The organism is Brevibacillus sp. HB1.1 (genome assembly GCF_013332445.1).
Classification (GTDB): Bacteria; Bacillota; Bacilli; order Brevibacillales; family Brevibacillaceae; genus Brevibacillus; species Brevibacillus porteri.
Genome location: NZ_JABMIV010000004.1, coordinates 200,833 through 226,807 on the forward strand (window position 1 = coordinate 200,833; position 25,975 = coordinate 226,807).

Genomic DNA, 25,975 nt, shown 5'->3' on the forward strand with positions numbered 1-25,975 from the left:
GTGAGGGAATGATATTTACTTTTGTGCGACTAGCTCGTGTACTTTCTTCCGAATGCTCCCTAGATGTTGACCAATCAGAATCACAAGTGTGGACAACAATACGATGATCATTAACGTCCAGTACTCTTCTCCATATACGGTCCTGAAATTCCCTGTTTCTAATGCCCATGAGAGATTCCCATAGGTGGTCGGTATTTGATAGACCCAGAGACACATCGCAATGAGCAAAACGTTTCGGCTGACCAGTACCCATGATAGATTGTGATTGCCGATGATGCCACCGCAACCACATGATATTTCTCGTCTTCCGCGCAATAAATTGACCACAATAGCCACGCTATACAGGAGTAGTAAACCACTACCAGCCAGAGCTGCCCAAGAATAGTACAGCCCGAAAATGAGTAGCAATCCAATCAGCAATTCAGAATAAGTGTCGAGGACGGCAAAAAATCTAATAGATCGTTCAGGCAGTATTTTGTAGTCTTTTACAATTGAAGCATGAGTCGTGCTGTTTTTGATTTTTGATACAGACGAGCTTATAAACAACAGTGCTAGAATCATGCGAAAGATAAAGGATGCGATTTCCAATTTTTCACCTGCTTTCCACTGGTGTTGCATACCATTGTGCTTGAGCATGATACATCTGTGCATATTCTTTATTACGTGAAATCAGTTCATCATGCGTTCCAGACTCGACTAACTGACCATCCTTCATCACGATAATCCGATCTGCCATTTTAGCGGCAGCCATACGGTGTGAGACAAATAGGGTTGTTTTATTTTCGGTCAGATTTCGTACGAGTTGGTATACAGAAAGCTCAGTCATGGGATCAAGAGCTGCTGTTGGCTCATCTAAAATCACAATATCACTATTTCGAAATAGAGCACGAGCCAAGGCAATTTTTTGCCATTGTCCTCCAGAAAGATCGGTTCCCTCTTGCAAATAGCGACTTAAATAGGTTTGGTAGCCATCTGGAAGTTTGGAAACGATTTGATCCACGCCAGCTGTAGCGGCAACTTCTTGCATCCATTTTAGATCGTTTATTCGTTCGGTATCACCAAAACCAATATTATCTTGTAACGTATAGGCATATTTGATGAAGTCCTGGAAGATCACGGTCATATTTTTGCGTAAATCATCAGGTTTGATCTGGCTAATACTGAGGCCATCGAAGGAAATGTCACCCTGTGATATGGGATACAACCCCATCACACATTTGACCAAGGTTGATTTACCCGAGCCATTTTCACCGACGATTGCGATTTTTTCACCAGGCCGTATGTGCAAGTGAATATCCCTTAGAACAGGATTTGTCGTATTCACGTAGGTAAATGACAATCCTTTTATAAAAATGCCCTGTTGTAGCGGTGCAGGAAAGAGAGCCGAGCCTTCGTCCCTTGCATCCTTTTCAGGGTGTTCATATTCGATGAAATCAAAAAAATCGTTTATATAGAGAATCTCTCCAAATATTTTGGCAAACTGGTTAGATAGCTGATTGGTCAATCCTTGTGTTCCCTGCACAGCTTGTCCGATTGCTACAAACTCACCGATTTGCATAGAGGTGGTACGGATTAACCAGATGATAATTCCAGCTGTCCCAAAGTACAAAAGTGCGGTAAACCCATCTAGGCCGACCTCCGTTGCTTGTTGCTTTCGCAGCACCTTTAATGTTTCAGTGAACTGGTGGGTAATGGAGGTTGACCATCTTTTTAGTAGCATTTGACCTAAGCCAAATAGTCGAATTTCCTTGGCTGACTGCCGATCTTTCAATAAAAAACTGGTATATTGTATGTCACGAATTAAGGGGGTTAAGCCGTATCTGAGCCAATAATTGATACTGCCAAACCGAATTTGAACAAAGAAGACGGGAATTGCCGCGATCAGACTTAAAATGACGAGGCTCCAGTGAACGGTAAACAAAAAGAGCAAGAAACTGAAAATAGTAATGCTGGCTCTAACGATCTCTAGTAGGATCGTGAGTGGTGATAAAAAGCGTGTGCCCACATTCAAGTGAACTCTCTCTAAATGATTGTAAAAATCGGGAATATCAAAATAGAAAAGCGGTACCGCTTCTACCTTTTGAAGTACAAGTGATTGCGCCGCGAGTTCCAAAACATTTTCAAGCTTTCCATTCAGGTATTGTTGGATATTGAGAAGCACAGATGTAGCCATCGCTATTAAAAATTGAAGTGAGAGTAAGAAAAAAGCATAACGATAATCACCCACTTGGAGTTGAATGATTTTCGCGACCTCATTGATCATTTCTTTAGATAGCCAAAGGGTGGCTACTGGTAGTAAACCAATCATGATTGTTAAGCAAACTAAAAGCGCGAGAAGTAGCCGGGCATGTGCCCATAAGAAAGTGAACAGCTTGATAAATGATTGAACAATCATGAGGAACACCTTTTCTAGTTTTATTGGATGTTGTGGAGCTCTTGCTTCTCCTTGTGCTTCAAGATGTCTACTAGCTCACCAACTGAGCGTCCTACATATCGAATGATCCCCTGTGAGTCAACAATAAACAGGCTTGGGAAGTTGATGATTTGTAATTCGCTCATGGTTTTTTTGTCGACGGGAACCATCGTAATTTTTCCGCTAAATGTGTCGATAAAGTGCTGATAGTCAGAATCATCCTGCTTAACCGCACATAAGAAAGGAAGGTTGGTTGTTTTTTTCTTGATATGGGTTAAGTATCTTTCTACTTCATGATGGCATGTATCACATGAGGGGGCAGCGAACATGACAATGGTTGGTGTTTGTGAAAAATGCGTGGGGAATATAAGTGACTCTTTGAGATTTACACCGATAAAATACTGGTTTAGAAGTGAAAAAAAAGAATCTTCTACAGAAAAGAGAGTAACGATATTCCTGAACTTTCGGTATGAATAGAGTTGCATGCCGAATAAAGCAACTGCTACCGTTAGTGGAATGAGAACGTACACAGAAACCTCCCTCAAACTCCATTTTGGTAAATATTTGTAAATAATATATCATTTGACAGTTTTTGTTGCAATTCTTATAATTGAATCGAAAGTAAAAAATGTAAAAATATGGAGGTTATGACTATGTTAGATCAATTTTCAAAGTTAATTGGTGTCAAGAATGATTCTAAAAACGGTTTCATTGATCCTCCCTGCACCATTAATGTGTTTTGTATTCTAGAAAAGGGGACAGCAAAACATAACTTGCAGAACCCTCTTAAATTTACTTGCTGCTAGGAAAAAGAATCATTTAGGGGATGAGGGTACCAGCAATACACGAAAAATTTGCTAGGATGCTAAATCATCCTCTCCAAACAAACCTTCAAAACCACTAGAAATGTGGAGCTGGAGGTTTGTTTTGCATTCACAAATTTTCTTCCTAATGAAAGAAACCCCGAAAATAGCGGGGTTTCTCTACAGTCTTAAGAGTAGAAGTTAAACTTCTACTCTTGTTTTACATTTTAGAATAAGACAAGGACCACCTCGTAACAAAGAAGTGGTCCTTGTGTCATTTTCGAATCTTTCCACGTACCCTAGGATTTCTTTTAAGCCAATTACTCTGTTGCTACATATTTCTGCGGTATTGGCCGCCCACTTCATACAAGGCACCACTGATTTGTCCAAGCGATGCTACTTTGACCGTCTCCATCAGCTCGGCAAAGATGTTCTCTCCCGCCATAGCCACTTCTTGCAGACGCCGCAGCGCAGCCGCAGACACATCCTTGTGGCGCTCCTGGAATGCCCGGAGATTAATGATTTGCTGTTCTTTTTCCTCTTCGGTCGCCCGAGCCAATTCAATCTCGTAATCGTCCTCAGATGCATTCGGATTAATGAACGTGTTTACCCCAATAATCGGAAGCTCGCCCGTATGCTTTTTCATTTCGTAATACATGGACTCGTCTTGAATTTTGCCGCGCTGATATTGAGTCTCCATCGCCCCCAGCACGCCTCCGCGAGAACTGATCCGCTCGAACTCTTGCATAACTGACTCTTCTACCAGATCAGTCAACTCATCGATGATGAATGCCCCTTGCAGTGGGTTCTCATTTTTCGCGAGTCCCATTTCCTTGTTGATGATCATCTGAATCGCCATTGCCCGTCGCACAGAGTTCTCTGTCGGGGTCGTAATCGCTTCGTCGTAGGCATTCGTATGGAGAGAATTACAGTTGTCGTAAATGGCAATCAAGGCCTGCAAGGTCGTTCTGATATCGTTGAAATCCATCTCCTGCGCGTGCAAGGAACGGCCGGACGTCTGGATGTGGTACTTCAGCTTTTGGCTGCGGTCATTTGCACCATAACGATTTTTCATCACGGTTGCCCAAATCCGGCGAGCCACACGTCCAATCACGGTGTATTCCGGATCGAGACCATTAGAGAAGAAGAAGGACAGGTTTGGCGCAAAGTCATCGATGTTCATGCCGCGGCTTAAATAGTACTCGACATAGGTAAATCCGTTAGATAGCGTAAACGCAAGCTGCGTAATCGGATTCGCCCCTGCCTCCGCAATGTGATAGCCGGAAATGGACACAGAGTAGTAGTTCCGTACTTTCTGGTCGATAAAATACTGCTGGATATCCCCCATCATCCGCAAGGCAAATTCTGTCGAGAAGATACACGTGTTTTGCCCCTGATCCTCTTTCAAAATATCTGCCTGAACAGTTCCGCGAACAGTCGACAGCGTGTACGCTCTGATTTGTTTTGCTTCGTCCTCGGTAGGCTGACGCCCTTCTTTTTGAACAAAAGCATTCAGTTGCTGCTCGATCGCCGTATTCATGAACATGGCCAAAATCATAGGTGCAGGACCGTTGATCGTCATGGACACAGAAGTGCTAGGTGCACAAAGGTCAAAGCCGGCGTACAGCTTTTTCATGTCATCCAGGGTGCAAATACTGACCCCACTCGTACCGATTTTTCCGTAAATGTCCGGGCGGTAGTCAGGGTCCTCACCATACAGCGTAACCGAGTCAAAAGCCGTACTGAGTCGCTTCGCTTCATCATTTTGAGACAGGAAGTGGAAGCGTCTGTTCGTCCGCTCTGGAGTACCTTCGCCTGCAAATTGTCGCTTGGGATCTTCGCCCTCGCGTTTAAACGGAAATACTCCTGCAGTATACGGGAATTCACCTGGAACATTTTCTTTTAATGACCACTTTAAAATTTCGCCCCAATCCTCGTAATCAGGGACGGCTACTTTTGAAATGCGTGTACCCGACAACGATTCGCTGAACAGCTTGGTAACCAGTTCCTTGTCGCGAATTTTCGTGACGAATTGATCCTTCCGATACGCTTCCTTGAGCTTGGGCCAATTTTCTAGGATACGTCGGCACTCCGAATGCAGCTTTTCTTCAAAGAGAACGATTTGTTTATCAAGCACCGCCACCAGCTCGGCAGCTGCCGAATCTCCCGAGGCCAGCACCGTCTCCTTTGCACCTTGCAACTGGAACAGCTTGCGTGCAATCAACGACTGCTCTTCGGCATAGGCACGGTATTGGCGGACGGTGTTGGCAATGTCTTGCAAATAATTGATTCTCTCTGTCGGAATCAACGAAGTTTTATGAATCTTTACAGGAGTCGTATCCAAATTCTCTACAGACCAGTCAACGCTAGTCTTTTCTACAATTCGATGCATCAAGGCAGCAAACAACACATTCGTTCCCGGATCGTTAAACTGACTCGCAATCGTACCATACACAGGAACCTTCTCATCCGGCAGCTCAAAAAGCTGATGATTGCGTCGATATTGCTTGCGGACCTCACGAAGAGCGTCCTCTGAGCCTTTACGCTCAAATTTGTTGATCGCGATCACATCAGCAAAGTCGAGCATATCAATCTTTTCCAACTGAGATGGTGCCCCGAATTCACTCGTCATGACGTACATGGAGACGTCGCACACTTCTGTAACCTGCGCATCCCCCTGACCAATCCCGCTCGTTTCCACAATAATCAGATCAAAATGGGCAGAACGCGTTACTTGAATCGCGTCTTTTAAGGCAGCAGACAGCTCCATGCCCGATTTGCGGGTGGCAAGACTGCGCATATACACGCGCGGTGTCGAATTGGCATTCATGCGGATGCGGTCACCAAGTAACGCTCCGCCTGATTTTTGCTTGGATGGATCGACAGACAAGATCGCGACCGTCTTCTCGGGATAAGTGCGAATAAATCGACGAACAAGCTCATCAGTTAATGAGCTTTTTCCTGCTCCACCCGTACCTGTAATCCCTAATACCGGAATGGCTGAATCGGCTTCCACTAAACTTTCTCGGAGAGGTTCTGTCCATTCACGCTGGTCCACTGCGTACTCTGCAACGGAAATAAGCCGGGCAATCGCCTGATGGTTTTGCTCACGCAAGCCTGCTACTTCTCCCTCCAGCTGCTTAACGGTTGGGAAATCGCTACGTCTAATCATGTCGTTGATCATGCCCTGCAAGCCCAATCGTCTGCCGTCATCTGGCGAATAAATTTTACAGACTCCGTACTCTTCCAATTCCCGAATCTCGCGTGGAACGATAACGCCGCCACCGCCGCCAAAAACACGGATATGCTCTGCTCCCCGCTCGCGTAATAGATCAATTACGTATTTGAAATACTCCACATGGCCGCCTTGGTAGGAGCTGATGGCAATCCCTTGCACATCCTCCTGAACAGCGGCTGTTACAATATCATCAACAGAGCGGTTGTGTCCGAGATGGATGACCTCTACTCCCGACGATTGTAAAATACGACGCATGATATTAATCGAGGCGTCGTGACCGTCATACAGACTGGCTGCGGTCACAAAGCGAACCTTGTTTTGCGGACGATACACTTCTGTTTCCATCGTTCCACTCTCCTTTTAATTACGTTTAAAAAGGAGGAAAAACAGGGCCAAGCAGATCAAGGCGGTAGACGCGAGGTATGCTTGGCACTCTATGTTTCCCTGACTTTTTAAACTCTCCTCTTAATCGGAGACACTGATATCGCGAAGCAGAAGCGCGATCTGCTTCTCTGTGTACTCCTCAATGGTATAGTGCTTTTTCAATGCCCAGCGGCGGAATACCCACATTTCGCCCAGTACCATGATATTGTCCGCCATCAGCTTGACGTTCTTTTCGTCAATGTGCAGCGAACCATCGGCAATCCCTTTTTCCAGGATTTCGACGAAAATATGCGAAATGGCTTCTTCACGCCCCAACACGTAGCGGAGTGTTTCTTTTGGCAATGATTTGGCTTCCTGATAAATAAGCAAAACGCGGTCGCTCATCTGATCCATCACGCGGATCAGGCTCTTTAGTGCTATCTTTAATGTTTTCAAACCAGTTCCGTTGAAGTTGATCGCTTCACGCAAGCGCGTCTCCATCTCCGCATGAATGGCATCACAAACAAGATAGAGCACGTCTTCTTTTGACTCAATATACTCGTACAACGTACCAATACTAAATCCAGACGCTCGGGCAATCTCCCTTGTCGTCGTTTTATGAAAACCTTTATTAATGAAGAGATGAACGGCAGCCTCAATAATCTGCTCTCTTCTTCTCTCGATCAGTTTTGGGTCCTTTACTAGGGACGGTATCGCTTTTCTCTTGTCAGACACTCCAAAATCCACCTTTCCAACCGACTGAGCGTTTGGTCAGACGCCTCATAGAAAAGAAGGCGCAAACACTCTACTTTTGTATCATTCGCAGATCATTATACGCGAGTAAGAGCACAAAGCCAAACTTTTCTTTTCTATGTGTGTCATCGTGTTGGAAGACTGGACAGTTTCCTACTCTTTTAGCAGGAAATTACTGATCACGACACGTTGGATTTCATTGGTTCCTTCATAGATTTGTGTAATTTTGGCATCGCGCATGAAACGCTCCACAGGATACTCCCGCGTGTAGCCGTAACCCCCGAAAACTTGAACAGCCTCGATTGTTACTTCCATTGCTGTATCTCCTGCAAAAACTTTGGACATCGCAGATGCTTTGCCATATGGAAGACCTTGATCCTCCAACCACGCTGCTTGGTAAGTGAGCAAACGGGATGCCTCGATCTTGGTAGCCATGTCTGCCAGCTTGAACTGGATTGCCTGCAAGGAAGCGATTGGTTTGCCGAACTGATTGCGTTCTTTAGCATAGTTCCGCGCATGCTCGTAGGCACCTTGTGCAATGCCCAATGCTTGAGCGGCGATACCATTTCTTCCACCGTCCAACGTCATCATCGCGATTTTGAAGCCTTGGCCTTCTTCGCCCAGCCTATTTTCTACTGGCACGCGCACATCTTCAAAATTGACTGCAAGTGTTGGCGAGGAACGGATACCCAGCTTCTTCTCCTTTTTCCCCATTGTGAAGCCGTCCATGCCTTTTTCTACGATGAAAGCCGTGATGCCTTTATGGTTCAACTCTGGTTGGGTGACCGCGAATACGATGTAGATTTCTGCTTCGCCCGCATTGGTAATGAAAATTTTGGTGCCATTTAAAATGTAATGATCACCATCGCGTACGGCTGTCGTGCGCATTCCCGCAGAGTCAGAGCCAGATCCCGCCTCGGTCAAACAGTACGCGCCCATCTTTTTGCCTTCTGCTAATGGACGCAAAAACTTTTGTTTTTGCTCCTCTGTCCCGAATTTGTAAATCGGCCAGCTCGCCAAGGAAACATGTGCGGACAGTGTCACACCGATGGAGGCATCCACACGGGAGAGTTCTTCCACTGCAATGACGTAGCTCAGGTAATCTGCACCTGCTCCGCCGTATTGTTCCGACCAAGGAATGCCTGTCAGTCCAAGCTCAGCCATTTGCTCAAATATGGAACGATCAAAACACTCTTCTTCGTCGCGCTCGGCTGCTGTCGGAGCTACTTGATTCTCCGCAAAGTCGCGAATCATTTTGCGCATCATTTCATGTTCTTCCGTCAGTTGGAAATTCATATGGATCACTCCCCCATGTCTTTTTCATCTGTCTATTTAATCAGCAAGCAAATGCTTGGCGATAACGATTCGTTGAATTTCGTTGGTGCCCTCATAGATTTGCGTTACTTTCGCATCCCGGAATAGACGTTCAACCGGATATTCTCGAGTGTAGCCATATCCGCCAAAGATTTGTACGGCTTCTGTGGCGAGCTCCATCGCGGAGTCTGTGGCAAAACGCTTTGCCATCGAGGCTTCCATCCCACAAGAAATACCTTGGCTGCGCAGCCACGCCGCTCGGTATACCAGCAACCGGGCAACTTCTGCTTTCGTCGCCATGTCAGCCAGCTTGAAGGCAATGGCTTGCTGCTTGGCAATCGGTTGTCCGAACTGCTTACGTTCCCGCGCGTACTCTGTCGCATACTCTACTGCCGCCTCGGCAATCCCTAGTGCCTGTGCCGCAATTCCGATTCGACCGGAATCCAGATTCGCCATCGCGATACAGAAGCCTTCCCCTTCCTGCCCCAGCAGGTTGGCAGCCGGTACACGCGCATTATCGAATACGAGCTCTGTCGTATAGGAACCGTGCAGTCCCATCTTCTTTTCTTTTTTCCCAACCGTGAAGCCTGGTGTATCCTTGTCTACAATGAAGGCCGATATTCCCTTGGTTCCTTTTGTAGAGTCGGTTACGGCAAATGCGATATACGTATCTGCCTCCCCACCGTTTGTGATAAACACCTTGTTTCCGTTCAAGATGTACTCTTCGCCTTTTTTCACAGCTGTGGTTCGAATACTGCTCGCATCAGAACCTGCATGCGGCTCGGTCAAGGCAAAAGCCCCGAGGTATTCCCCACTCGCAAGCTTGGTCACGTATTTGCGTTTTTGCTCCTCGGTACCGAAGTAGAGAATCGGGTTCGTCCCGACGGAGGTATGCACGGACAAAATGACGCCTACTGTCGCACTCACTTTGGAAATCTCGTGAATGGCCAAAATGTAGGAAATAAAATCCGCCCCTGCTCCTCCCCACTCTTCGGCGATCGGAATGCCCATGAGCCCCATCTCGCCCATCTTTTTCAGGATCTGACGCGGGAACTGGTCCGTCTCTTCCATCACAGGGATGAAAGGTGCGATCTCTTTCTGGGCAAAGTCTCGCACCATGCGGCGCATCATCTCTTGCTCTTCATTCAATCGAAAATCCATGTCCGTCCTACCTTTCTGCAAAGTTCCTCTCTAGCAAAAGTTCAAAAAGTCGTCATTTCAGCACCGAGAAAGTGGCGAGAACCTGAAGAAGGAGGAGCGGAATGTAGAGAACTACATGAGCACCGGACTTCAAAGGTGAACGCCACTTTCGACGTCGCATACGCTTTCAGTACTACTTCGTGATCAAAAGACGAATTTTTGAACTACCTTGCCTAGTTGTACACGTAGAAACCACGACCGGATTTTTTGCCTAGCCATCCTGCTTTTACGTACTTGCGCAGCAACGGGCATGGGCGGTATTTCGAATCACCGAACCCTTCGTGCAGTACCTCCATAATGTAGAGGCAAGTGTCCAGCCCGATGAAATCAGCCAACTGAAGCGGCCCCATCGGATGGTTCATACCCAGCTTCATGACTTCATCGATCGCTTCCGGTGTTGCAACTCCCTCGTACACACAATAAATCGCTTCATTCAGCATTGGCATCAGTACCCGATTGGACACAAACCCAGGGAAATCGTTTACGCTCACGGGCACCTTGCTCATTTGTTTGGACAAATCTTCTGTCAGCTGATAAACCTCATCGGATGTTTGCAGGCCGCGGATGATCTCAACCAGCTTCATCACGGGAACAGGGTTCATGAAGTGCATGCCGATTACTTTTTCCGGGCGCTTCGTCACTGCCGCGATCTCGGTAATCGGCAACGAGGATGTATTGCTCGCAAGCACCGTATGCGGCGGACATACCTCGTCCAGCTTGGAAAAAATTTGCGTTTTGACCGACATATTTTCCGTCACTGCTTCTACTACAAAATCTGCATCAGATGCATCAGCCAGATCGGTAGACAGTGTCAATCGTCCGAGAATGGCTTCCTTTTCCGCTTCGCTGAGCTTGCCTTTTTCCACGTTGCGCGACAAGTTTTTCGTAATCGTAGCAAGACCGCGTTCCACAAACGCCTGCTGAACGTCGTTCAAATAAACACGAAAGCCAGCCTGCGCTGCTACCTGGGCAATCCCACTGCCCATCTGTCCTGCCCCGATGACCATAATCGTTTGTACGTTCATGCAAAAAGGCCTCCCTTACTCTACTTTAATCAAGATGGCGTCACCCTGTGCGGCACCACTGCAAATTGCCGCGATCCCTAAGCCGCCGCCTCGTCTTTTTAATTCATAGGCGAGGTGCATAATAATCCGAGCACCACTCGCGCCAATCGGGTGTCCAAACGCGATCGCTCCGCCGTTCACATTCACTTTCTCCGCGTCCCAGCCGACGATTTTACCACTGGTCAAAATCACCGCAGCAAACGCTTCGTTCACCTCGAACAAATCGATGTCAGAAAGAGCTACTCCTGTCTTCTCCAGGAGCTTGTTAATGGCAAGCCCCGGAGTTGTCGCGATATAAGGTGCATCTGCGCCGACCTCGGCGTGACCAAGAATCGTCGCAAGCGGTTTGATACCCAGTTGCTGCGCTTTTGCATCCGACATCAACACCATCGCTGCTGCTCCGTCGTTGATTCCTGGAGCATTGCCTGCCGTGATCGTCCCGTCCTTTTTGTACACAGGAGGCAGCTTCGCCAATCCTTCCTCAGTGGTATCTGGACGCGGTCCTTCATCCACGATTACTTGCAGCGGCTCCCCTTTTCTTTGCGGAATGGAAACCGATACTAGCTCTTCGGCAAAAAGTCCTTTTTCCATCGCTTGAGCAGCTCTCTGCTGACTGCGCAGTGCCCACGCATCCTGCTCTTCTCGCGTAATCCCGTTCTCTTCCGCCACATTGCTACCGTGGACAGCCATCGCCACTTGATGAAACGGGCAAGTGAGGCCGTCATACATCATGAGGTCGCGAACCCTCGCATCTCCCATCCTCATCCCGTTGCGTGCATCCGGCAGTGCGTACGGTGCGTTGCTCATGCTCTCCATGCCGCCAGCGACTATGATTTCTCCGTCTCCTGCGCGAATGATCTGGTCCCCCAACGTCACTGCACGCATCCCTGACGCACATACCTTGTTAATCGTCTCGCTCGCTACATTCCATGGCAAACCAGCCTTACGAGCCGCCTGGCGTGAGGGCACCTGACCCGCACCTGCCTGCAAGACCATGCCCATGATCACTTCGTCCACCTGATCGCCGGAAATGCCAGCGCGCTCCACCGCTTCCTTGATTACAATGGAACCGAGCTCAACTGCCGATAACGCTTTCAAAGATCCGCCAAATTTACCAAACGGGGTACGCGCTGCCCCAACAATGACCGTTTTCATCGAATGACCTCCATTCGGATGATTTTCACATCAACAAAAACTAAATTGATCGAGCGTTCGTTCATTTTGCATACTTTTATTTTGCCGTCTTCCGTACGAATAGTCAATCAATAATGAAAAAAAGAGCAGCCTGACTTTTGGGAGAGTCAGGCTGTTCTTGCTATTGTCGTGCCATCCAGCTTAGTTTCCAGAAGCCTTGCTTGTTTTTCTGCATTTTATAGGCAATCTTATCACTATTGTCCTTGAAGGCCACCCATACAACCGCTTCCTTGTCAGACGTTTGCTCAAGCGTTATGTCACTTGCCAATTCTCGCATCTTTTTCAACTGCTTCCAGCTATTTCTTGCTGCCACCGGATCTTTCTTCATATCTTCCAAGTATTGCTCCGGTGTTGGCTTCTCTGATCCATCGTCCTCGATATGCAAAGCGTACTGCATTTCGAGCTGACCCTCTTGCTGTGCTTGCACATACAGCTTCCATACATCGATTGGAGATAACCCACGCAAAAGCTCATCTTTTTTCTCATACATGTAATTGTAATAACGATCCTGTTCCTCTGGCTTTAAATCAAATACGGACGTAGCTACTGGTGTTTGTGTGCCACCCTGGGGGACATCTACGACATCCTCATTAACGGTACCGTTGCTGTTCAGTTTGAAAAGATAGACCTCTTTGCCTTGGACATAGCTTATGGTATACCAATGAAGCTTTTTATCCTTCCATCCAACAAACATCTCCAAGCCCACGTCTCTTTTTAGCAGAGCCTCCGTCTCGATCATTGTCCAGTCTTTTCGCTGATATCCTTCTTTTGCGAGAATCGAATAGCCCCAGTACTCTTCTGTGCCATCGTCCCCGCTTCCGCCATAATTGTCTACAACTGTGTAAGGGAACGAAATCTTGGCTTTGATTTGGTCTTGTGTCATCCCAACACGCAAGACATCGATGATCTCATCTACCGTTCCCATAATCACCTGATCATCAGAAGCTGGGTGAGCCTTTGGATCGGGCTTTTGATGGGTACCTGGCTCAGCAGACGTTCCGTTCGGCGTATGTGTACTCGTGCTTTCCTTTTGCAGTAAATAAGGGGCAAACCCAATGACAAGCACAACCGCAACAAGTGCTGCGCTTACAGGGTAGATGAAACGAAACCTTTTCTTGCCTTTCTTCTCGATATTCATACGAATCCGCTCCTCCAAGCTAGTCGTATTGTCCATTCCGCGCAACAGTGTCCGGTCAGCCGTTTCCTTGAATTCCTCCAGCAATTTATCCAGGTTCATTCGATCCCCTCCTTTTCCAGGAGCGCTTTAAGTTTCTGGCGTGCACGGTGCATTTTCGTATAAATCGCTCCTGCGGACGTGTCCATAATCACCGCAATCTCCTCGACGGACAACTCTTCGTAGTAGTGAAGAACAATCAACTGACGATAGCTATGCGGCAGCTTCATGACAAGATGAGCAAAACGGGCGCGAAGGTCATTTTGCAAAACGGTCGACTCTGCTCCCTCGACTACCTCTATGTCCACTTCCGGTTTGAAAAACAGGTGACGGAACGACCACGAGCGTAGGTGTTTTTTCGCTTCGTTGACGGCGATTCGGTACACCCATGTTTGCATCGAGCTCTCTTGGCGGAATTTCCCCAAATTTTTGTAAGCTAACAGGAACACTTCCTGTGTGATATCCTCTGCAAGGCTGCGGTCCTTGACCATCAAATACACGAGTCGCAACACCTTTTTCAGATAGTGCCGGATCAATTCATCGAATAATGCCTCTTTTGTTTTGGTTAAGCCTTTCTCTGCAAGCTCCAGCTTCCTCACTCCCTTCCCACTCCATTAGATTCAGCTGGCTCCTCTATCTTACAGTTTTTTTGCAAAAAATAATGCGCAAGCCTCGTCGCTTGATCAGCACGAGACTTGCGCATGGTATGAACCTAGATGGCGTCTGCGAGAATTTCCGCGACGTCGCGTGTTTTGACGTGATCTTCCTGCTCTTTGGTCTTGATTCCATCGTTCATCATCGTCAGGCAGTATGGGCATGCACTGGCGATTTCCGTCGGCTTGACCTCCAGAGCTTGCTCCGTACGTGTAACGTTTACACGAGAGCCCTCATGTTCCTCCATCCACATCAAGCCGCCGCCCGCTCCACAGCACATACTGTCGCAGCCGCTGCGCTTCATCTCGACCACCTCTACGCCAGGAATGGCTTCGAGAATTACACGGGGCTTGTCGTAAATTTCGTTGTAGCGGCCCAAGTAGCAGGAATCGTGGTAGGTGATGCGTTCCTTGACTTCCTTGGTTGGCTTCAATTTGCCTTCCTTCACCCACTCCGCCAACAGCTCGGAGTGGTGGTACACCTCTGCATTCAATCCAAACTCCGGATATTCGTTCTTAAACGTATTGAACGCATGCGGGTCGCAGGTGACGATTTTTTTCACTTCATACGCTTCAAACAAGGCAATATTTTCTTGGGCGAGCTGCTGGAACAAGAACTCGTTACCAATGCGGCGGGCCGTATCGCCAGAGTTCTTTTCCTCGTTGCCCAAAATGGCGAACTTCACACCCGCTTCGTGCATGAGCTTCACAAATGCCTGCGAGATTTTTTGGCTACGCAAGTCAAATGATCCCATCGAGCCTACCCAGAACAAGTACTCGAATTCTTCGACCTGCTTCACAGTTGGCACCTCGTACTCACCGTTCAGACCTTCAATCCATTTCGTCCGGTCTTTGCGGTTAATTCCCCACGGGTTGCCCTGACGCTCGATATTGTTCAAGGCGCGCTGCGCTTCTGCTGGCATGCTGCCTTCTGTCATGACCAAGTAGCGGCGCATATCGATGATTTTATCTACGTGCTCGTTCATCACCGGGCATTGGTCTTCACAGTTGCGACAGGTCGTACAAGCCCACAGCTCCTGCTCGGTAATGACATCGCCGATCAAGCTTTTCTCATAGACTGCAGTTGCTCCTTCCGCTGTCGCCGCTACTTCAGATGCTTGGATTGCAATCTGGTTGGCAGTCGTCTGCGAAAAGGCGAAGTTAGGCATCCATGGTGTACGCGATGTCACCGACGCACCTTTTTCGGTTAAATGGTCGCGCATTTTCGTAATCAAATCCATTGGGGAGAGCATTTTTCCCGTTCCAGAGGCCGGGCACATATTCGTGCAGCGACCACACTCCACACAAGCGTACAGGTCGATGAGCTGCGTTTGCGTAAAATCCTCGATCTTTCCGACACCAAATTCTTCCTGCGTCTCGTCCTCGAAGTTGATGCTGGTCAGCTTACCTGGCGGGTCCAGCTTCTTGAACCACACATTGACAGGAGCAAACAGCAAATGCGCGTGCTTGGACTGCGGCACATACACCGCGAAACCGAGCAGGATGATCAGATGCAGCCACCAGAAAACGTAAAAGCCTACCACTGCACCTGTTGTCCCTACTCCAATCGCAGAGAGTACGATCGCGAAAACAGATGAGATCGGAGCGAACGCCGATGGCTCATGTCCGAGCCAAATTTGTTCAAAAGCGAGCGAAAACAGCACAGTCGCCATCAGGGAGGAAATCAGCAAGAGGACGATCCCCGATTTGAAGCCGCGCTTCAGACGCTTGAGCTTTTCGATATAGCGGCGGTAAAAAGCGTAACCGACCGCAGCCAAAATGAGAAACGTGGTGATCTCCTGCATGACAGAGAAGTATTTGTGGGCGCTACCAAAAGGAAGCTCGTAGCCTTTCAAAAGCCCTTTGATAACCAGCTCGATGGCTCCGAATTGCAGGGTGATAAAGCCGTAAAACATCACAACGTGCATCACGCCGCTCTTTTTGTCCTTCAACAGCTTCTTGTGGAAAATGACGTTGTCCAGCATCAGATTGATGCGTGCCCCAAAGTCATTTTTCACATCCGGCTTTTTCCCCAGCTTGATAAACAAGTATCTGCTGTACACGACATGCCCGGCTAAATACAGCCCGTAAGCGAGAACCAGGAAAAAGGCGATCAAATTAATGAGTGCCAGCATGTTTTCTACTCCCCTCTATTGCGAGTTTGTCTTTGGACGTGGAAATCGTTTTTTCTATCTTATCAGAATCATGGAAATAAATGAATGAGTATTCAGTCAGTCCGTTTATTTTTTTCGAAAAATGCAACGATACTGAGCGACCGCTCATAATGAGTACAACTCGATCTTATCACACAAGTTGCGAATCATCCATCCTCTTCGAAGAGTTGGAAATATTCTTACGAAAAAAAGAAACAGCTACCTTCATACGGGTAGCTGTTGATCATGTTTATTTTCCTGAGGCTTCCTTCGTCTCGGCAGTAGGTTGGTCTTTCTTGGCCTTTTGCTCTGACCGTACATCTGCGAGTGATTTGACCTTGGTTGCTTTGATGCGCTTGTTACGCGGCAGATCAGTCGGCTCCAGATTGTCTACCTCGTCTTGCATGAGTGCTGCGATACCAACCGCTTTGCCTTTTGCAGCCATGCAGTATTCGCAGTTTTCCTCGTCGTGCTCGTGGTATTGCTTCGGCTCTGGATAGGACGTGATAACGCCTTCAAAATTGCGTAGCACAACTTTATCGGATGCTTGCGAGATGATGTAGTTCGGGCTGACAGGAATTTTGCCTCCGCCGTGTGGAGCGTCTACTACAAAAGTCGGAACTGCATAGCCGGAAGTATGGCCGCGCAGGTGCTCCATGATTTCGATCCCTTTGCTGACAGGCGCGCGGAAGTGTCCGATTCCCTCTGACAGGTCGCATTGATAGATGTAATACGGGCGAACGCGGATTTTGACCAGGTCCTGCACCAGCTTTTTCATCGTATTCGCACAATCGTTGATACCAGCCAAAATAACTGCTTGGTTGCCGAGCGGAACACCAGCGTTGGCTAGCATTTCGCAAGCTAGCTTCGCTTCCGGTGTAATTTCTTTCGGATGGTTAAAGTGTGTATTGAGCCAAACTGGATGGTATTTTTTCAGGATATTGCACAGGTTTTCGGTAATGCGCTGCGGGAATACAACGGGTGCACGCGTACCGATCCGAATAATTTCAACATGCGGGATGTCGCGCAGGCTGCTGATGATGTATTCCAATACACGGTCATTGATCAACAAACCGTCTCCACCGGAGAGCAGTACATCGCGGACTTCTGGTCTTGAGCGGATGTAATCGATACAGGCATCCAGCTGTTTCTTTGGTACGCCCATGCCGATCTGACCGGAAAAGCGACGGCGCGTACAGTAACGGCAATACATGGAGCATTGGTTCGTCACCAAGAAAAGCACGCGATCTGGATAACGATGCGTCAGACCAGGCACAGGAGAATCGGTATCCTCGTGGAGTGGGTCTTCCATGTCGTATTTGGTACGAACCATCTCAGAGGACAAAGGTACAGACTGCATGCGAACCGGATCGCTTGGATCGTCTGGATCCATCAGATGAGCATAGTACGGTGTGATATTGAGTGGAATGGTTTGCGTAGAAATACGTACGCCCTCTTCCTCTTCCGGTGTCAGGTTGATTACCTGCTTCAAATCATCGACCGTCTTGATGGTGTGCGTAAGCTGCCACATCCAGTCATTCCATTGCTCGTCCGTGACATCCTTCCAAAGTTCTATCGAACGCCAATCGCGTTTTGTCGCTACTGTCATGTGCATCCCGTCTCCCCTCGTCTTATGGTGAACCTCTTCGTTTCACTCAACCAACAAGAGATGCAAGTGCCATGCCAACAAATCAAAAGATTTAGAAAATAAGGAATAGAGCGTTTCGTGAGCGCTTCTTATCCATTTGATCCTTCGCGAGTCTGCCGAATTTTCGGCAATCAACAGGGAGGGATCACCCGCTGCGAGAGCTTGTATTGCAGTGTCTGTCTGGGGATGCCCAAGAGTTTGGCAGCACGAAGTACATTGCCGTCCGTTTGCTGCATCGCATCTTTGATCACCTTTTCCTCTACCTCACGCAAAATCTCGGGCAGCGTACAGCCTTCCTTTGATAAAAGTTGTGCCGAAATAGGTGCTTCATTTTTCTCAGACGGCGAGCGTTCCAGCAAATGAGCCGGAAGATGATCCAACAAAATGATGTCCGACTCCACCATATTCATGGCTGCTTCTATGACATGTTCCAGTTCACGTACGTTTCCGGGCCAATCATACGCAGCAAACAAACTAGCCACTTCACCGCTGATTCCACGCACATTCATACCGAAGATCCGGTTGAACTTTTGCAAGAAATGATCGATCAGCATATCCACATCTTCTCTGCGCTCGCGCAATGGCGGCAGTTCAAAAGAGACGACGTTGATCCGGTAATACAGGTCGGTTCGCATGATTCCTCTCTCCACGAGTGACTGTGGTGCTTCGTTGACTGCGGCGATTACTCGCACATCCACTTTGGTCGACTGGCTTCCGCCGATCCGTCTGATCTGACCGTCCTGGAGGACTCGCAGCAGCTTTGCTTGCAAATCGAGCGGCATGCTGTTCAGTTCATCCAGAAATAGAGTACCACCGTCCGCCAGCTCGAATAACCCTGGCCGATCATCGGCTCCTGTGAAGCTTCCTTTTGTCGTGCCAAACAGCAAGCTTTCGAGCAGCGCGGCCGGCAGTGCGGCACAGTTTTGCGCGATGAATGGCTTACTGCTGCGGACAGACGCGTGGTGAATAGATTGGACAAACAGTTCTTTTCCCGTCCCGGTTTCGCCGTATATCAACACGGGAGAAGTTGTCCGCGCAGCTTTTCGAGCGCGTTCTTTGAGACGTTTCATTTTTTCACTCATCGTCAAAATGTCTTCGAAATGGAAAGTCGTTTCATCCACCGAGCGTTTTGTCCGTTTCGGCTTGCTAATCTGGGCCTGAAGATCAACCAAACGCTCCGACAGTTCTTTTAGCTTGCCGATATCCTTCGCCACCTCGACTGCCCCGACTAACCTTTTGCCTACTCTCACTGGAAGTGTCGTGTTGATTGTCTCCACGCGCATTCCCTTCCAGTTTTTATATGTCTGTGTCTGGTTGTAGATTGATTCGCCACTATCGATGACACGAAGCAGGGTACTCGACTGTCGATCAAGCGAAGGAAAAACCTCCAACAATGGCTTCCCCAACACCTCTTCTGAGGTTAGGCCATCGAGCTTGGCTGCGACGTGATTGTAGAAAATCGTAATGCCATTAGCGTCCACAACGTGAATTCCTTCATCGATAGCGCCCAAGATCGCCTGCAACATTTCTACCGTATCTGACAACGGCATCCTGGCTTTCACTCCTTCCTTCCATCCATGCTGCCAAAAAATCATCACTTCGCCGAATATTCGGCACTTTTACAAGGTTATCGATTACGCCCTACCTGAATGGCAAGCATTGCGGTATACAATAAATGTCCCAATATCCAGATGAAAAACGCTGTCAAACTCATCGCGGATTGACTCAACAGGCTAAATGGGAAAAACGCGACAGAAAAACCGAGCATCCAGTACAGCAAGTATCGTACCGATCGGGCTTTTCGTTCCCGCGGGTAAAAGTGCATGAGAAAAAAGGCGACGATCACACTAATCAGCAGATGAATCAATAGTTCTACAATAGAGGGCAGGTTTTCCATACCCGGCACATAGCTGACATCAATTAAAACGGGAAAGGTATTGGTATCAAACAAACCATCTCCGAGCGCCAAAAAAGCAGCAAGACCCAGACCGGCTATTAGTCCATTTGTGAGTACAAACATGCTGTATCCCCCTTTCACTTCAGCCGCAAGTAATCCTATTGTACGTGCAAAAAACCGCCCTTGCAAAGGGCGGCTTATTTTCCTAGCTCTATTTTCAGCTCATGCTCACCAGCATACTGCTCATTCATCCATAGCTGGTACGCAATTTCTACCTGTACAGGAACCTCTGCTTCGTAGCGGATTCGCAGTTTGTTCGTATGCGTCTCCATTGCAAACGGACCATAGGGACTTTGATAGGTAGAATGGGTGCTGGCTCCTTTTTCGAATTGCTGTCTGGTTGAAACTCCGCCCTGACGAACCAGCGTAATGGACGTATCTGTTAGCTTCAGTGTCGTGCTTACTTCGCCTACGCCTTCCATCTGCTCTTTGTAGGTCAAGTACCACGCGGTTGCTTTTTGTACGCGCTTGCCTTCATAACTGTGGGTCGTTTCTTCCCAGTTGCCTTCGACATGATGTCGTGCCGTCAATTTCACTTGTATGTCTTGCATGCTGCTTCCACACTCCACTTTCTTTCGCTTCCCATTTATCCCTACATTCTACCCTTCATCGCTCTGGTGTGGCAACCGCCGCCTCCGCTTTGGCATCAGCCAGCAGGTATTTCATGGTAGCAGCAATCCCGATCGCCGCAAGCAACAGCAGACCTGCCAACACCAAGTACCCGACTCCTGCCCCCGTGTAATCGATCATAGCCGTAAACAAACCAATAAGGACCAAACGCATCATCATTCCGATTGAGTTGAAAAAGCTCATCACCCGCCCCATCTGATGCTTCGGCACAACTGTCATATAGAGCGATTGCCGAATCAAGCGCACGGAAGCGTTACTCCACCCGTAAAACGTGTACGCCGCAATTAACGCCCAGCCATACGGCAAAGCAACCATGACAACAATGGCAATCGCGAACAACAACGTATTGACGATCATGGCTGCCAGCTGCCCCATCTTGCGAACGACGATCGCAACGAGTAAACCTGCCGCCACGGCCCCCAGTGCATACGTGACTTCACCTAGCGAATAAACCGAGACACCCTCCTGCAGCGTTTGGCTTATGTAAACAGGCTTCAATAAGTTCGTCGCCATAACAGCAATGAAGGGCATGAGTGCCGATATGCCAAACAGCAGGAATCCCTTCTTTTGCCGAATGTACCGCCAGCTTTCCATCAGCTGCCCCGTCCAAGCGACACCCTGGCTTTGCTTCGCTTCTTTTTCCAGCGTGAAGGTATACGTCATGGTAGACAGCAAGGTAAAGGCGAACAAGTAGGTAATCGCATTGAAAATAATCACCACATGCAGCCCGTAGGAGCTAAGCAAAATCCCTGCAAACGCGCCAGCAAGAACAGATGCAGTCTGTCCTTCGATCTCGAGCAGACTGTTGATGCTGTTGTAATGCTTGGGCTCAAACGTCTCCTGAACCAGTGCGGACTGCGTCGGGTAATGAATTTGGTACATAAAAGTCGTCGTCAAATAGATAACAATCAGCATCCACTCGGTGTACTCTCCGAAAAAGCCCCAGATCGCAAGCATGCCAAGCACACCAAATCCGATCAAGTTTTCTACCAGCAGCATTTTTTTGCGGGAATAACGATCGATGAGCGTCCCGATATACGGCCCGATGAAAAACATCAGTACCGCAGAAGTAAACATGGTGGAGCCCAAAAGTTGAGCAGAGCCTGTCGTTTCCACGAGGTACCAAGCAATCCCGATCATCGTCATGCCTTGCCCAAAGCCAGAGAACAGATTGGAAAAGAACAGCTTTCGAAATGGTGCGTAGGCAAATACTTCTCTCATGCAGACAACTCCTTTGTAAGAAAACCTCCGTCGACTATTAAATCATCTCACTATTATGATTGTACTGACAATTTTATACTTTGTAAACTAAAATGTTTATTAATTGAATTGAACGTCTACCACCAATAAGAAAAGCCCCTGGTTCTTTTACAAAAACCGGGGGCTTAATTACGCGGATATCTTATTTCACAAAGCTCAAGAGCAGCTCGCGAACGATTTTGGATGCCGCGATTTGCGTCATTTCACTGTGGTCATACACAGGAGCAACCTCCACCAGGTCGCAACCGATGACATTCGCACCGTTGTTTGCCATGAAGTGAATGGTATCGAGCAACTCACGAGAAGTGATGCCGCCTGCTTCTGTTGTGCCTGTTCCCGGAGCGTGCGCAGGGTCCAATACATCGATGTCAATCGACAGGTAGATTGGACGGTTGCCGATAGTAGGCAGCACTTGCTTCACTGGCTCCAGTACATCGTATTTGTACAGATGCATGTTTTCTTTTGCCCACTCGAACTCATCTTTCATACCGCTACGGATACCGAAAGAGTAAACATTTTTGCCGCCGATCAGGTTGCATACCTTTTTGATCGGGGTGGAGTGGGAGTATTCGTATCCCTCGTAGTTGTCGCGCAGGTCTGTATGCGCGTCAAAGTGGAATACGACCATATCCTTGTACTTTTCATAAACCGCTTGGAATACTGGCCAGGAAACCAAGTGTTCTCCGCCCAGACCCAATGGGAACTTGCCATCTGCCAATACTTTTGCCACGAATGTACGGATCGCATCCAGGCTACCTTCCACGTTTCCGAAAGGAAGGGGAATATCGCCAGCATCAAAGTATTTGATGTCTTCCAACAGCCTGTCCAAGTACGGGCTGTACTCTTCCAGACCGATAGAAACCTCACGAATACGGGCAGGACCAAAACGAGAGCCTGGACGGAAGCTCACTGTCCAGTCCATCGGCATACCGTAAATAACGGCTTGGCTTTCCTCGTAATTCCCGTGACTACGGATAAAAACATTTCCAGAGTATGCTTCGTCAAAACGCATAGGTGTTGTTCTCCCCCGATTAGTCGCGGGTCAGCTCAGCCACAAAGTTAGGCAGTTTGAAAGCAGCGTGGTGAACTTCCGCATTGTAGTATTTGGTGCCCAAATCTTTGATTTTCGCTGGATCTACTTCCAACGGATCGTGTTGCTTGGATGCGATGGTGAAGCTCCACAGTCCGGATGGATAAGTAGGGATGCTGCAAGTGTAGAGACGAGTAACCGGGAAGATCGATTTCAGGTCTTTGAACACGCGCTTGATCAGTTCACGGTTGAACCAAGGAGATTCCGTTTGAGCAACCATGATGCCGTCTGGTTTCAAAGCATCGTGAATGCCTTGGTAGAAACCTTTTTCGAACAGACCTACAGCTGGACCAACTGGCTCTGTAGAGTCAACCATGATCACATCGTACTCACCTTTGTGGTCATGAATATGTTTAATACCATCGATGACTTGTACATCTACACGCGGATTGCCTGTCAATGCACTCGCAATCTCAGGGAAATATTTTTTGCAAGACTCAATGACGCCACCGTCGATTTCAGCCAGAACTGCTTTTTCTACAGACGCGTGCTTTACGATTTCACGAATAGCACCGCCATCGCCGCCGCCTACAACCAGAACCTTTTTCGGGTTTGGATGCGTATTCAACGCGATATGAGAAATCATTTCATGGTAGACAAACTCATCGACATCGGTAGTCATAACCATGCCGTCGAGCACTAACATGCGACCAAACTGCTTCGTATTAATTACGTCGATTTGTTGAAACTCGGATTTCTCACTGTATAGGGTTTCTGTAATTTTCGTTGTTATCCCGTGATTTTCCGTCTGTTTTTCGGTGTACCACAATTCCATGTTCATGGCTATGTAACCTCCTTCAATTAACCGCATGAAAATACATATAACAAGAAAATTATAGTAGCTGTCTTCCAAATTGCAAGATATTTTTCTAGCAAGGAAAGTTTAACCAGCTTGCAAGCGACACATACTACTAGTAACGTAGTATGTCCTATTTTATTGATTCAACCGCAGAAAGGAGGAGAGGCACACATGGAAGTCATTCGCGAAGCCCCATTGCTGCGCTATTTGCGTTGGGCTAAGAGATTTGTAAAATTTACCATTCTCAGCCTATTATGTTTTTCTTTTGCCATCTTGCTACTCATTTTGTACTTACGCTCTCAACCACTCCCGGAAACGTTTGTGAAGCAAACCACGACGATTTACGCTTCCAATGGAGAGGTTTTGGATACGATGCACCGTGGCGAGAACCGGATTTCTGTGCCACTTGCAGAGATTTCACCCGCATTGCTTGATGCGACTATTGCGATCGAGGACCGTTCGTTCCGCGAACATTTCGGTTTTGATTGGAAACGATTAGCCATGGCCGCTTATGTCGATGTCATTAACATGGACAAGCGCCAGGGTGCCAGCACCATCACTCAACAATTGGCAAGAAATCTGTACCTCAGCTTGGACAAGACATGGGAGCGAAAAATCAAAGAAGCTTTGCTTTCGATTCAGCTTGAGCTGAATTACAGCAAGGATGAAATATTAGAAATGTACGTGAATCAGATTTATTATGGTCACTCAGCTTATGGGGTACAAGCTGCTGCCCAAACCTATTTCGGCAAGAACGCCAAAGATTTGACAGTTGCAGAGAGCGCCATGCTGGCTGGCATCCCAAAAGGTCCTACTTATTATTCACCATTTGTCGATTTAGAACGCGCCAAAGCCAGACAAAAGCTCATTTTGAATGCCATGGAGCGTGACAATCTACTGACATCGAAGGAAGTAGAGCAAGCCTACGTGGAACCAATCAAGCTGAAACAGCGAACAAACGAAAATGTAACCGAGCCAGCTCCTTATTTCCGCGATTACATCGCCAATTTGGTAAAAAACAAATATGGCATCGACGAAGAAAAATTTATTCATGGAGGCCTAAAAATCCATACGACCCTTGATCCAGTCGTACAAAAAAAGGCCGAGGATATTGTCGGCTCCGTCTTACCGAAGAACAATCCGAATTTGCAAGTAGCCCTCGTCGCCATGGACCCAACTACCGGCTATATTAAAGCGATGGTAGGTGGACGTGACTACAAGGTGAGTCAGTTCAATCGCGTGCTTGGCAAGCGGCAGCCCGGTTCCTCCTTCAAGCCAATCATGTATTTGTCAGCCTTGCAAAATGGCTATACACCGCTCACTTTGATGAAAAGCGAACCGACCGTTTTTACCTACGATAACAATAAGCAGTACATTCCCGGCAATTTTGGTGGAAAATATGCAAACGCACTGATCAACATGCGTGATGCAATCAAAACTTCCGACAACATTTATGCCGTCAAGACCATTGATTTTCTCGGGCCACAAAAAGTGGTGGATCAGGCAATGCAATTAGGTATCACCAGCTCGATGCAAGCAGTTCCCTCTCTGGCACTGGGAACTTCACCCATATCCCCCTTGGAGTTAAACGCAGCTTATGCAGCAATTGTCAACAAGGGACAAGCAGTGAAGCCCATTGCTATCACCTCCATCGAGGACAGCGAGGGCAACATTTTGGTCGAAGAAAAACCGGAGAAAACACAGGTAGCCGACCCTGTCGCGTCTGCTCTCTTAGTGAATATGATGCAAAGTGTATTTGAACAAGGCGGTACGGGATATCGCGTAGCTGGCGAAATGAACCGACCGGTAGCAGGGAAAACAGGATCTACGGATTATGACGCATGGCTGAGTGGGTTCACTCCGCAGCTAGTCTCTACCGTATGGGTAGGTTACGACAAAAATCAAAAGGTCGATGATGTAAAGGAAGGCTATCTGTCCAAAAAAATTTGGGCCCAGTTCATGGAAAGTGCGCTTAAAGGTCAACCCCCTGCACTCTTTGACATGCCAGCTGGTGTGGTTTCTGTCTATATCGATCCCGCTTCTGGAAAACTGGCGACCGAGCATTGTCCGAATCCACAGCTTTTTTATTTTGCCAGCGGAACAGAGCCTCAAGATTACTGCACGGATCACATCCCAACAAATGAGACACCGACACCTTTAAAGCCGCCAGATTCTGCGACCTTCTGGCAGCGCATGGGCAGTTGGTGGAAACCGAATAACTAAAGAAAAAAGGACGTTTCTCTTCATCGAGTACGTCCTTTTTAATATA

Annotated in this window: 20 protein-coding genes; 1 reads left to right on the top strand and 19 read right to left on the bottom strand. The window is 47.8% G+C overall.

Features of this window, described 5'->3' with window-relative positions:
- Positions 1 to 15: 15 nt before the first annotated feature.
- From HPY27_RS13510 to speE, 19 genes are all read right to left on the bottom strand, one after another.
- Positions 16 to 588: a MauE/DoxX family redox-associated membrane protein gene (locus HPY27_RS13510; RefSeq protein ID WP_174225225.1), complete on the bottom strand. Its 573-nt coding sequence runs from the start codon at positions 586 to 588 to the stop codon at positions 16 to 18.
- A gap of 4 nt (positions 589 to 592) precedes the next feature.
- The gene (locus HPY27_RS13515) at positions 593 to 2,395 is read right to left on the bottom strand and encodes an ABC transporter ATP-binding protein (RefSeq protein WP_217437971.1); all 1,803 of its coding nucleotides are present in this window, start codon (positions 2,393 to 2,395) and stop codon (positions 593 to 595) included.
- Between the two features lie 20 nt (positions 2,396 to 2,415).
- Positions 2,416 to 2,943, bottom strand: coding sequence for a TlpA family protein disulfide reductase (locus HPY27_RS13520; RefSeq protein ID WP_173623321.1), 528 nt, complete (start codon positions 2,941 to 2,943; stop codon positions 2,416 to 2,418).
- A gap of 604 nt (positions 2,944 to 3,547) precedes the next feature.
- Positions 3,548 to 6,799 (bottom strand): fused isobutyryl-CoA mutase/GTPase IcmF, encoded by a 3,252-nt coding sequence (gene icmF / locus HPY27_RS13525; RefSeq protein ID WP_174225227.1) that lies wholly within the window; start codon positions 6,797 to 6,799, stop codon positions 3,548 to 3,550.
- Between the two features lie 120 nt (positions 6,800 to 6,919).
- A complete protein-coding gene (locus HPY27_RS13530; protein WP_017252398.1) occupies positions 6,920 to 7,552 on the bottom strand; it encodes a TetR/AcrR family transcriptional regulator in 633 nt (210 codons plus the stop codon).
- A 171-nt stretch (positions 7,553 to 7,723) separates the two neighbouring features.
- Complete coding sequence (locus HPY27_RS13535; RefSeq protein ID WP_017252399.1) at positions 7,724 to 8,866, bottom strand: acyl-CoA dehydrogenase; 1,143 nt, start codon at positions 8,864 to 8,866, stop codon at positions 7,724 to 7,726.
- A gap of 36 nt (positions 8,867 to 8,902) precedes the next feature.
- Positions 8,903 to 10,045 carry an acyl-CoA dehydrogenase gene (locus HPY27_RS13540; RefSeq protein WP_174225228.1) on the bottom strand — a complete coding sequence of 381 codons (1,143 nt, stop codon included), beginning with the start codon at positions 10,043 to 10,045 and terminating at the stop codon, positions 8,903 to 8,905.
- A 212-nt stretch (positions 10,046 to 10,257) separates the two neighbouring features.
- Positions 10,258 to 11,109, bottom strand: coding sequence for a 3-hydroxybutyryl-CoA dehydrogenase (locus tag HPY27_RS13545; RefSeq protein WP_017252401.1), 852 nt, complete (start codon positions 11,107 to 11,109; stop codon positions 10,258 to 10,260).
- Positions 11,110 to 11,124: 15 nt separating this feature from the next.
- On the bottom strand, positions 11,125 to 12,303 hold the full coding sequence (locus HPY27_RS13550) for an acetyl-CoA C-acetyltransferase (RefSeq protein ID WP_174225229.1): 1,179 nt from the start codon (positions 12,301 to 12,303) through the stop codon (positions 11,125 to 11,127).
- A gap of 160 nt (positions 12,304 to 12,463) precedes the next feature.
- Positions 12,464 to 13,579, bottom strand: a complete 1,116-nt coding sequence (locus HPY27_RS13555; protein ID WP_174225230.1) for a hypothetical protein — start codon at positions 13,577 to 13,579, stop codon at positions 12,464 to 12,466.
- The gene (locus tag HPY27_RS13560) at positions 13,576 to 14,115 is read right to left on the bottom strand and encodes a sigma-70 family RNA polymerase sigma factor (RefSeq protein ID WP_173623315.1); all 540 of its coding nucleotides are present in this window, start codon (positions 14,113 to 14,115) and stop codon (positions 13,576 to 13,578) included. Before HPY27_RS13560 ends, HPY27_RS13555 begins: the two co-directional genes overlap by 4 nt.
- A 113-nt stretch (positions 14,116 to 14,228) precedes the next feature.
- Positions 14,229 to 16,304: a heterodisulfide reductase-related iron-sulfur binding cluster gene (locus HPY27_RS13565; protein WP_017252405.1), complete on the bottom strand. Its 2,076-nt coding sequence runs from the start codon at positions 16,302 to 16,304 to the stop codon at positions 14,229 to 14,231.
- A gap of 268 nt (positions 16,305 to 16,572) precedes the next feature.
- Entirely contained in the window at positions 16,573 to 17,937 is a 1,365-nt protein-coding gene (gene kamA / locus HPY27_RS13570; RefSeq protein WP_173623313.1) for a lysine 2,3-aminomutase, read from the bottom strand.
- A gap of 164 nt (positions 17,938 to 18,101) precedes the next feature.
- On the bottom strand, positions 18,102 to 19,520 hold the full coding sequence (locus HPY27_RS13575; protein ID WP_174225231.1) for a sigma-54 interaction domain-containing protein: 1,419 nt from the start codon (positions 19,518 to 19,520) through the stop codon (positions 18,102 to 18,104).
- Between the two features lie 77 nt (positions 19,521 to 19,597).
- Entirely contained in the window at positions 19,598 to 19,990 is a 393-nt protein-coding gene (locus tag HPY27_RS13580) for a hypothetical protein (protein ID WP_173623311.1), read from the bottom strand.
- Between the two features lie 74 nt (positions 19,991 to 20,064).
- Positions 20,065 to 20,478 carry a YwiB family protein gene (locus HPY27_RS13585; RefSeq protein WP_106654809.1) on the bottom strand — a complete coding sequence of 138 codons (414 nt, stop codon included), beginning with the start codon at positions 20,476 to 20,478 and terminating at the stop codon, positions 20,065 to 20,067.
- A gap of 55 nt (positions 20,479 to 20,533) precedes the next feature.
- Positions 20,534 to 21,778, bottom strand: coding sequence for an MFS transporter (locus HPY27_RS13590; RefSeq protein WP_173623310.1), 1,245 nt, complete (start codon positions 21,776 to 21,778; stop codon positions 20,534 to 20,536).
- A 181-nt stretch (positions 21,779 to 21,959) separates the two neighbouring features.
- The gene (speB, locus tag HPY27_RS13595; RefSeq protein ID WP_017252411.1) at positions 21,960 to 22,829 is read right to left on the bottom strand and encodes an agmatinase; all 870 of its coding nucleotides are present in this window, start codon (positions 22,827 to 22,829) and stop codon (positions 21,960 to 21,962) included.
- A 19-nt stretch (positions 22,830 to 22,848) separates the two neighbouring features.
- On the bottom strand, positions 22,849 to 23,682 hold the full coding sequence (gene speE, locus HPY27_RS13600) for a polyamine aminopropyltransferase (protein ID WP_026043396.1): 834 nt from the start codon (positions 23,680 to 23,682) through the stop codon (positions 22,849 to 22,851).
- Between the two features lie 195 nt (positions 23,683 to 23,877).
- Here speE and HPY27_RS13605 point away from each other — a divergent pair, with 195 nt between their 5' ends.
- Positions 23,878 to 25,929, top strand: a complete 2,052-nt coding sequence (locus tag HPY27_RS13605) for a transglycosylase domain-containing protein (protein ID WP_174225232.1) — start codon at positions 23,878 to 23,880, stop codon at positions 25,927 to 25,929.
- Positions 25,930 to 25,975 lie beyond the last annotated feature (46 nt).

What these genes read in the sequence shown, in the direction of transcription:
- HPY27_RS13515 (WP_217437971.1), bottom strand. Translation starts at nt 2,395, where the DNA reads ATGATTGTTCAATCATTTATCAAGCTGTTCACTTTCTTATGGGCACAT.
- HPY27_RS13550 (WP_174225229.1), bottom strand. Translation starts at nt 12,303, where the DNA reads ATGAAAACGGTCATTGTTGGGGCAGCGCGTACCCCGTTTGGTAAATTT.
- HPY27_RS13585 (WP_106654809.1), bottom strand. Translation starts at nt 20,478, where the DNA reads ATGCAAGACATACAAGTGAAATTGACGGCACGACATCATGTCGAAGGC.
- HPY27_RS13565 (WP_017252405.1), bottom strand. Translation starts at nt 16,304, where the DNA reads ATGCTGGCACTCATTAATTTGATCGCCTTTTTCCTGGTTCTCGCTTAC.
- HPY27_RS13540 (WP_174225228.1), bottom strand. Translation starts at nt 10,045, where the DNA reads ATGGATTTTCGATTGAATGAAGAGCAAGAGATGATGCGCCGCATGGTG.
- icmF (WP_174225227.1), bottom strand. Translation starts at nt 6,799, where the DNA reads ATGGAAACAGAAGTGTATCGTCCGCAAAACAAGGTTCGCTTTGTGACC.
- HPY27_RS13605 (WP_174225232.1), top strand. Translation starts at nt 23,878, where the DNA reads ATGGAAGTCATTCGCGAAGCCCCATTGCTGCGCTATTTGCGTTGGGCT.
- speE (WP_026043396.1), bottom strand. Translation starts at nt 23,682, where the DNA reads ATGGAATTGTGGTACACCGAAAAACAGACGGAAAATCACGGGATAACA.
- HPY27_RS13535 (WP_017252399.1), bottom strand. Translation starts at nt 8,866, where the DNA reads ATGAATTTCCAACTGACGGAAGAACATGAAATGATGCGCAAAATGATT.
- HPY27_RS13555 (WP_174225230.1), bottom strand. Translation starts at nt 13,579, where the DNA reads ATGAACCTGGATAAATTGCTGGAGGAATTCAAGGAAACGGCTGACCGG.
- HPY27_RS13575 (WP_174225231.1), bottom strand. Translation starts at nt 19,520, where the DNA reads ATGCCGTTGTCAGATACGGTAGAAATGTTGCAGGCGATCTTGGGCGCT.
- speB (WP_017252411.1), bottom strand. Translation starts at nt 22,829, where the DNA reads ATGCGTTTTGACGAAGCATACTCTGGAAATGTTTTTATCCGTAGTCAC.
- HPY27_RS13580 (WP_173623311.1), bottom strand. Translation starts at nt 19,990, where the DNA reads ATGTTTGTACTCACAAATGGACTAATAGCCGGTCTGGGTCTTGCTGCT.
- kamA (WP_173623313.1), bottom strand. Translation starts at nt 17,937, where the DNA reads ATGCACATGACAGTAGCGACAAAACGCGATTGGCGTTCGATAGAACTT.
- HPY27_RS13545 (WP_017252401.1), bottom strand. Translation starts at nt 11,109, where the DNA reads ATGAACGTACAAACGATTATGGTCATCGGGGCAGGACAGATGGGCAGT.
- HPY27_RS13590 (WP_173623310.1), bottom strand. Translation starts at nt 21,778, where the DNA reads ATGAGAGAAGTATTTGCCTACGCACCATTTCGAAAGCTGTTCTTTTCC.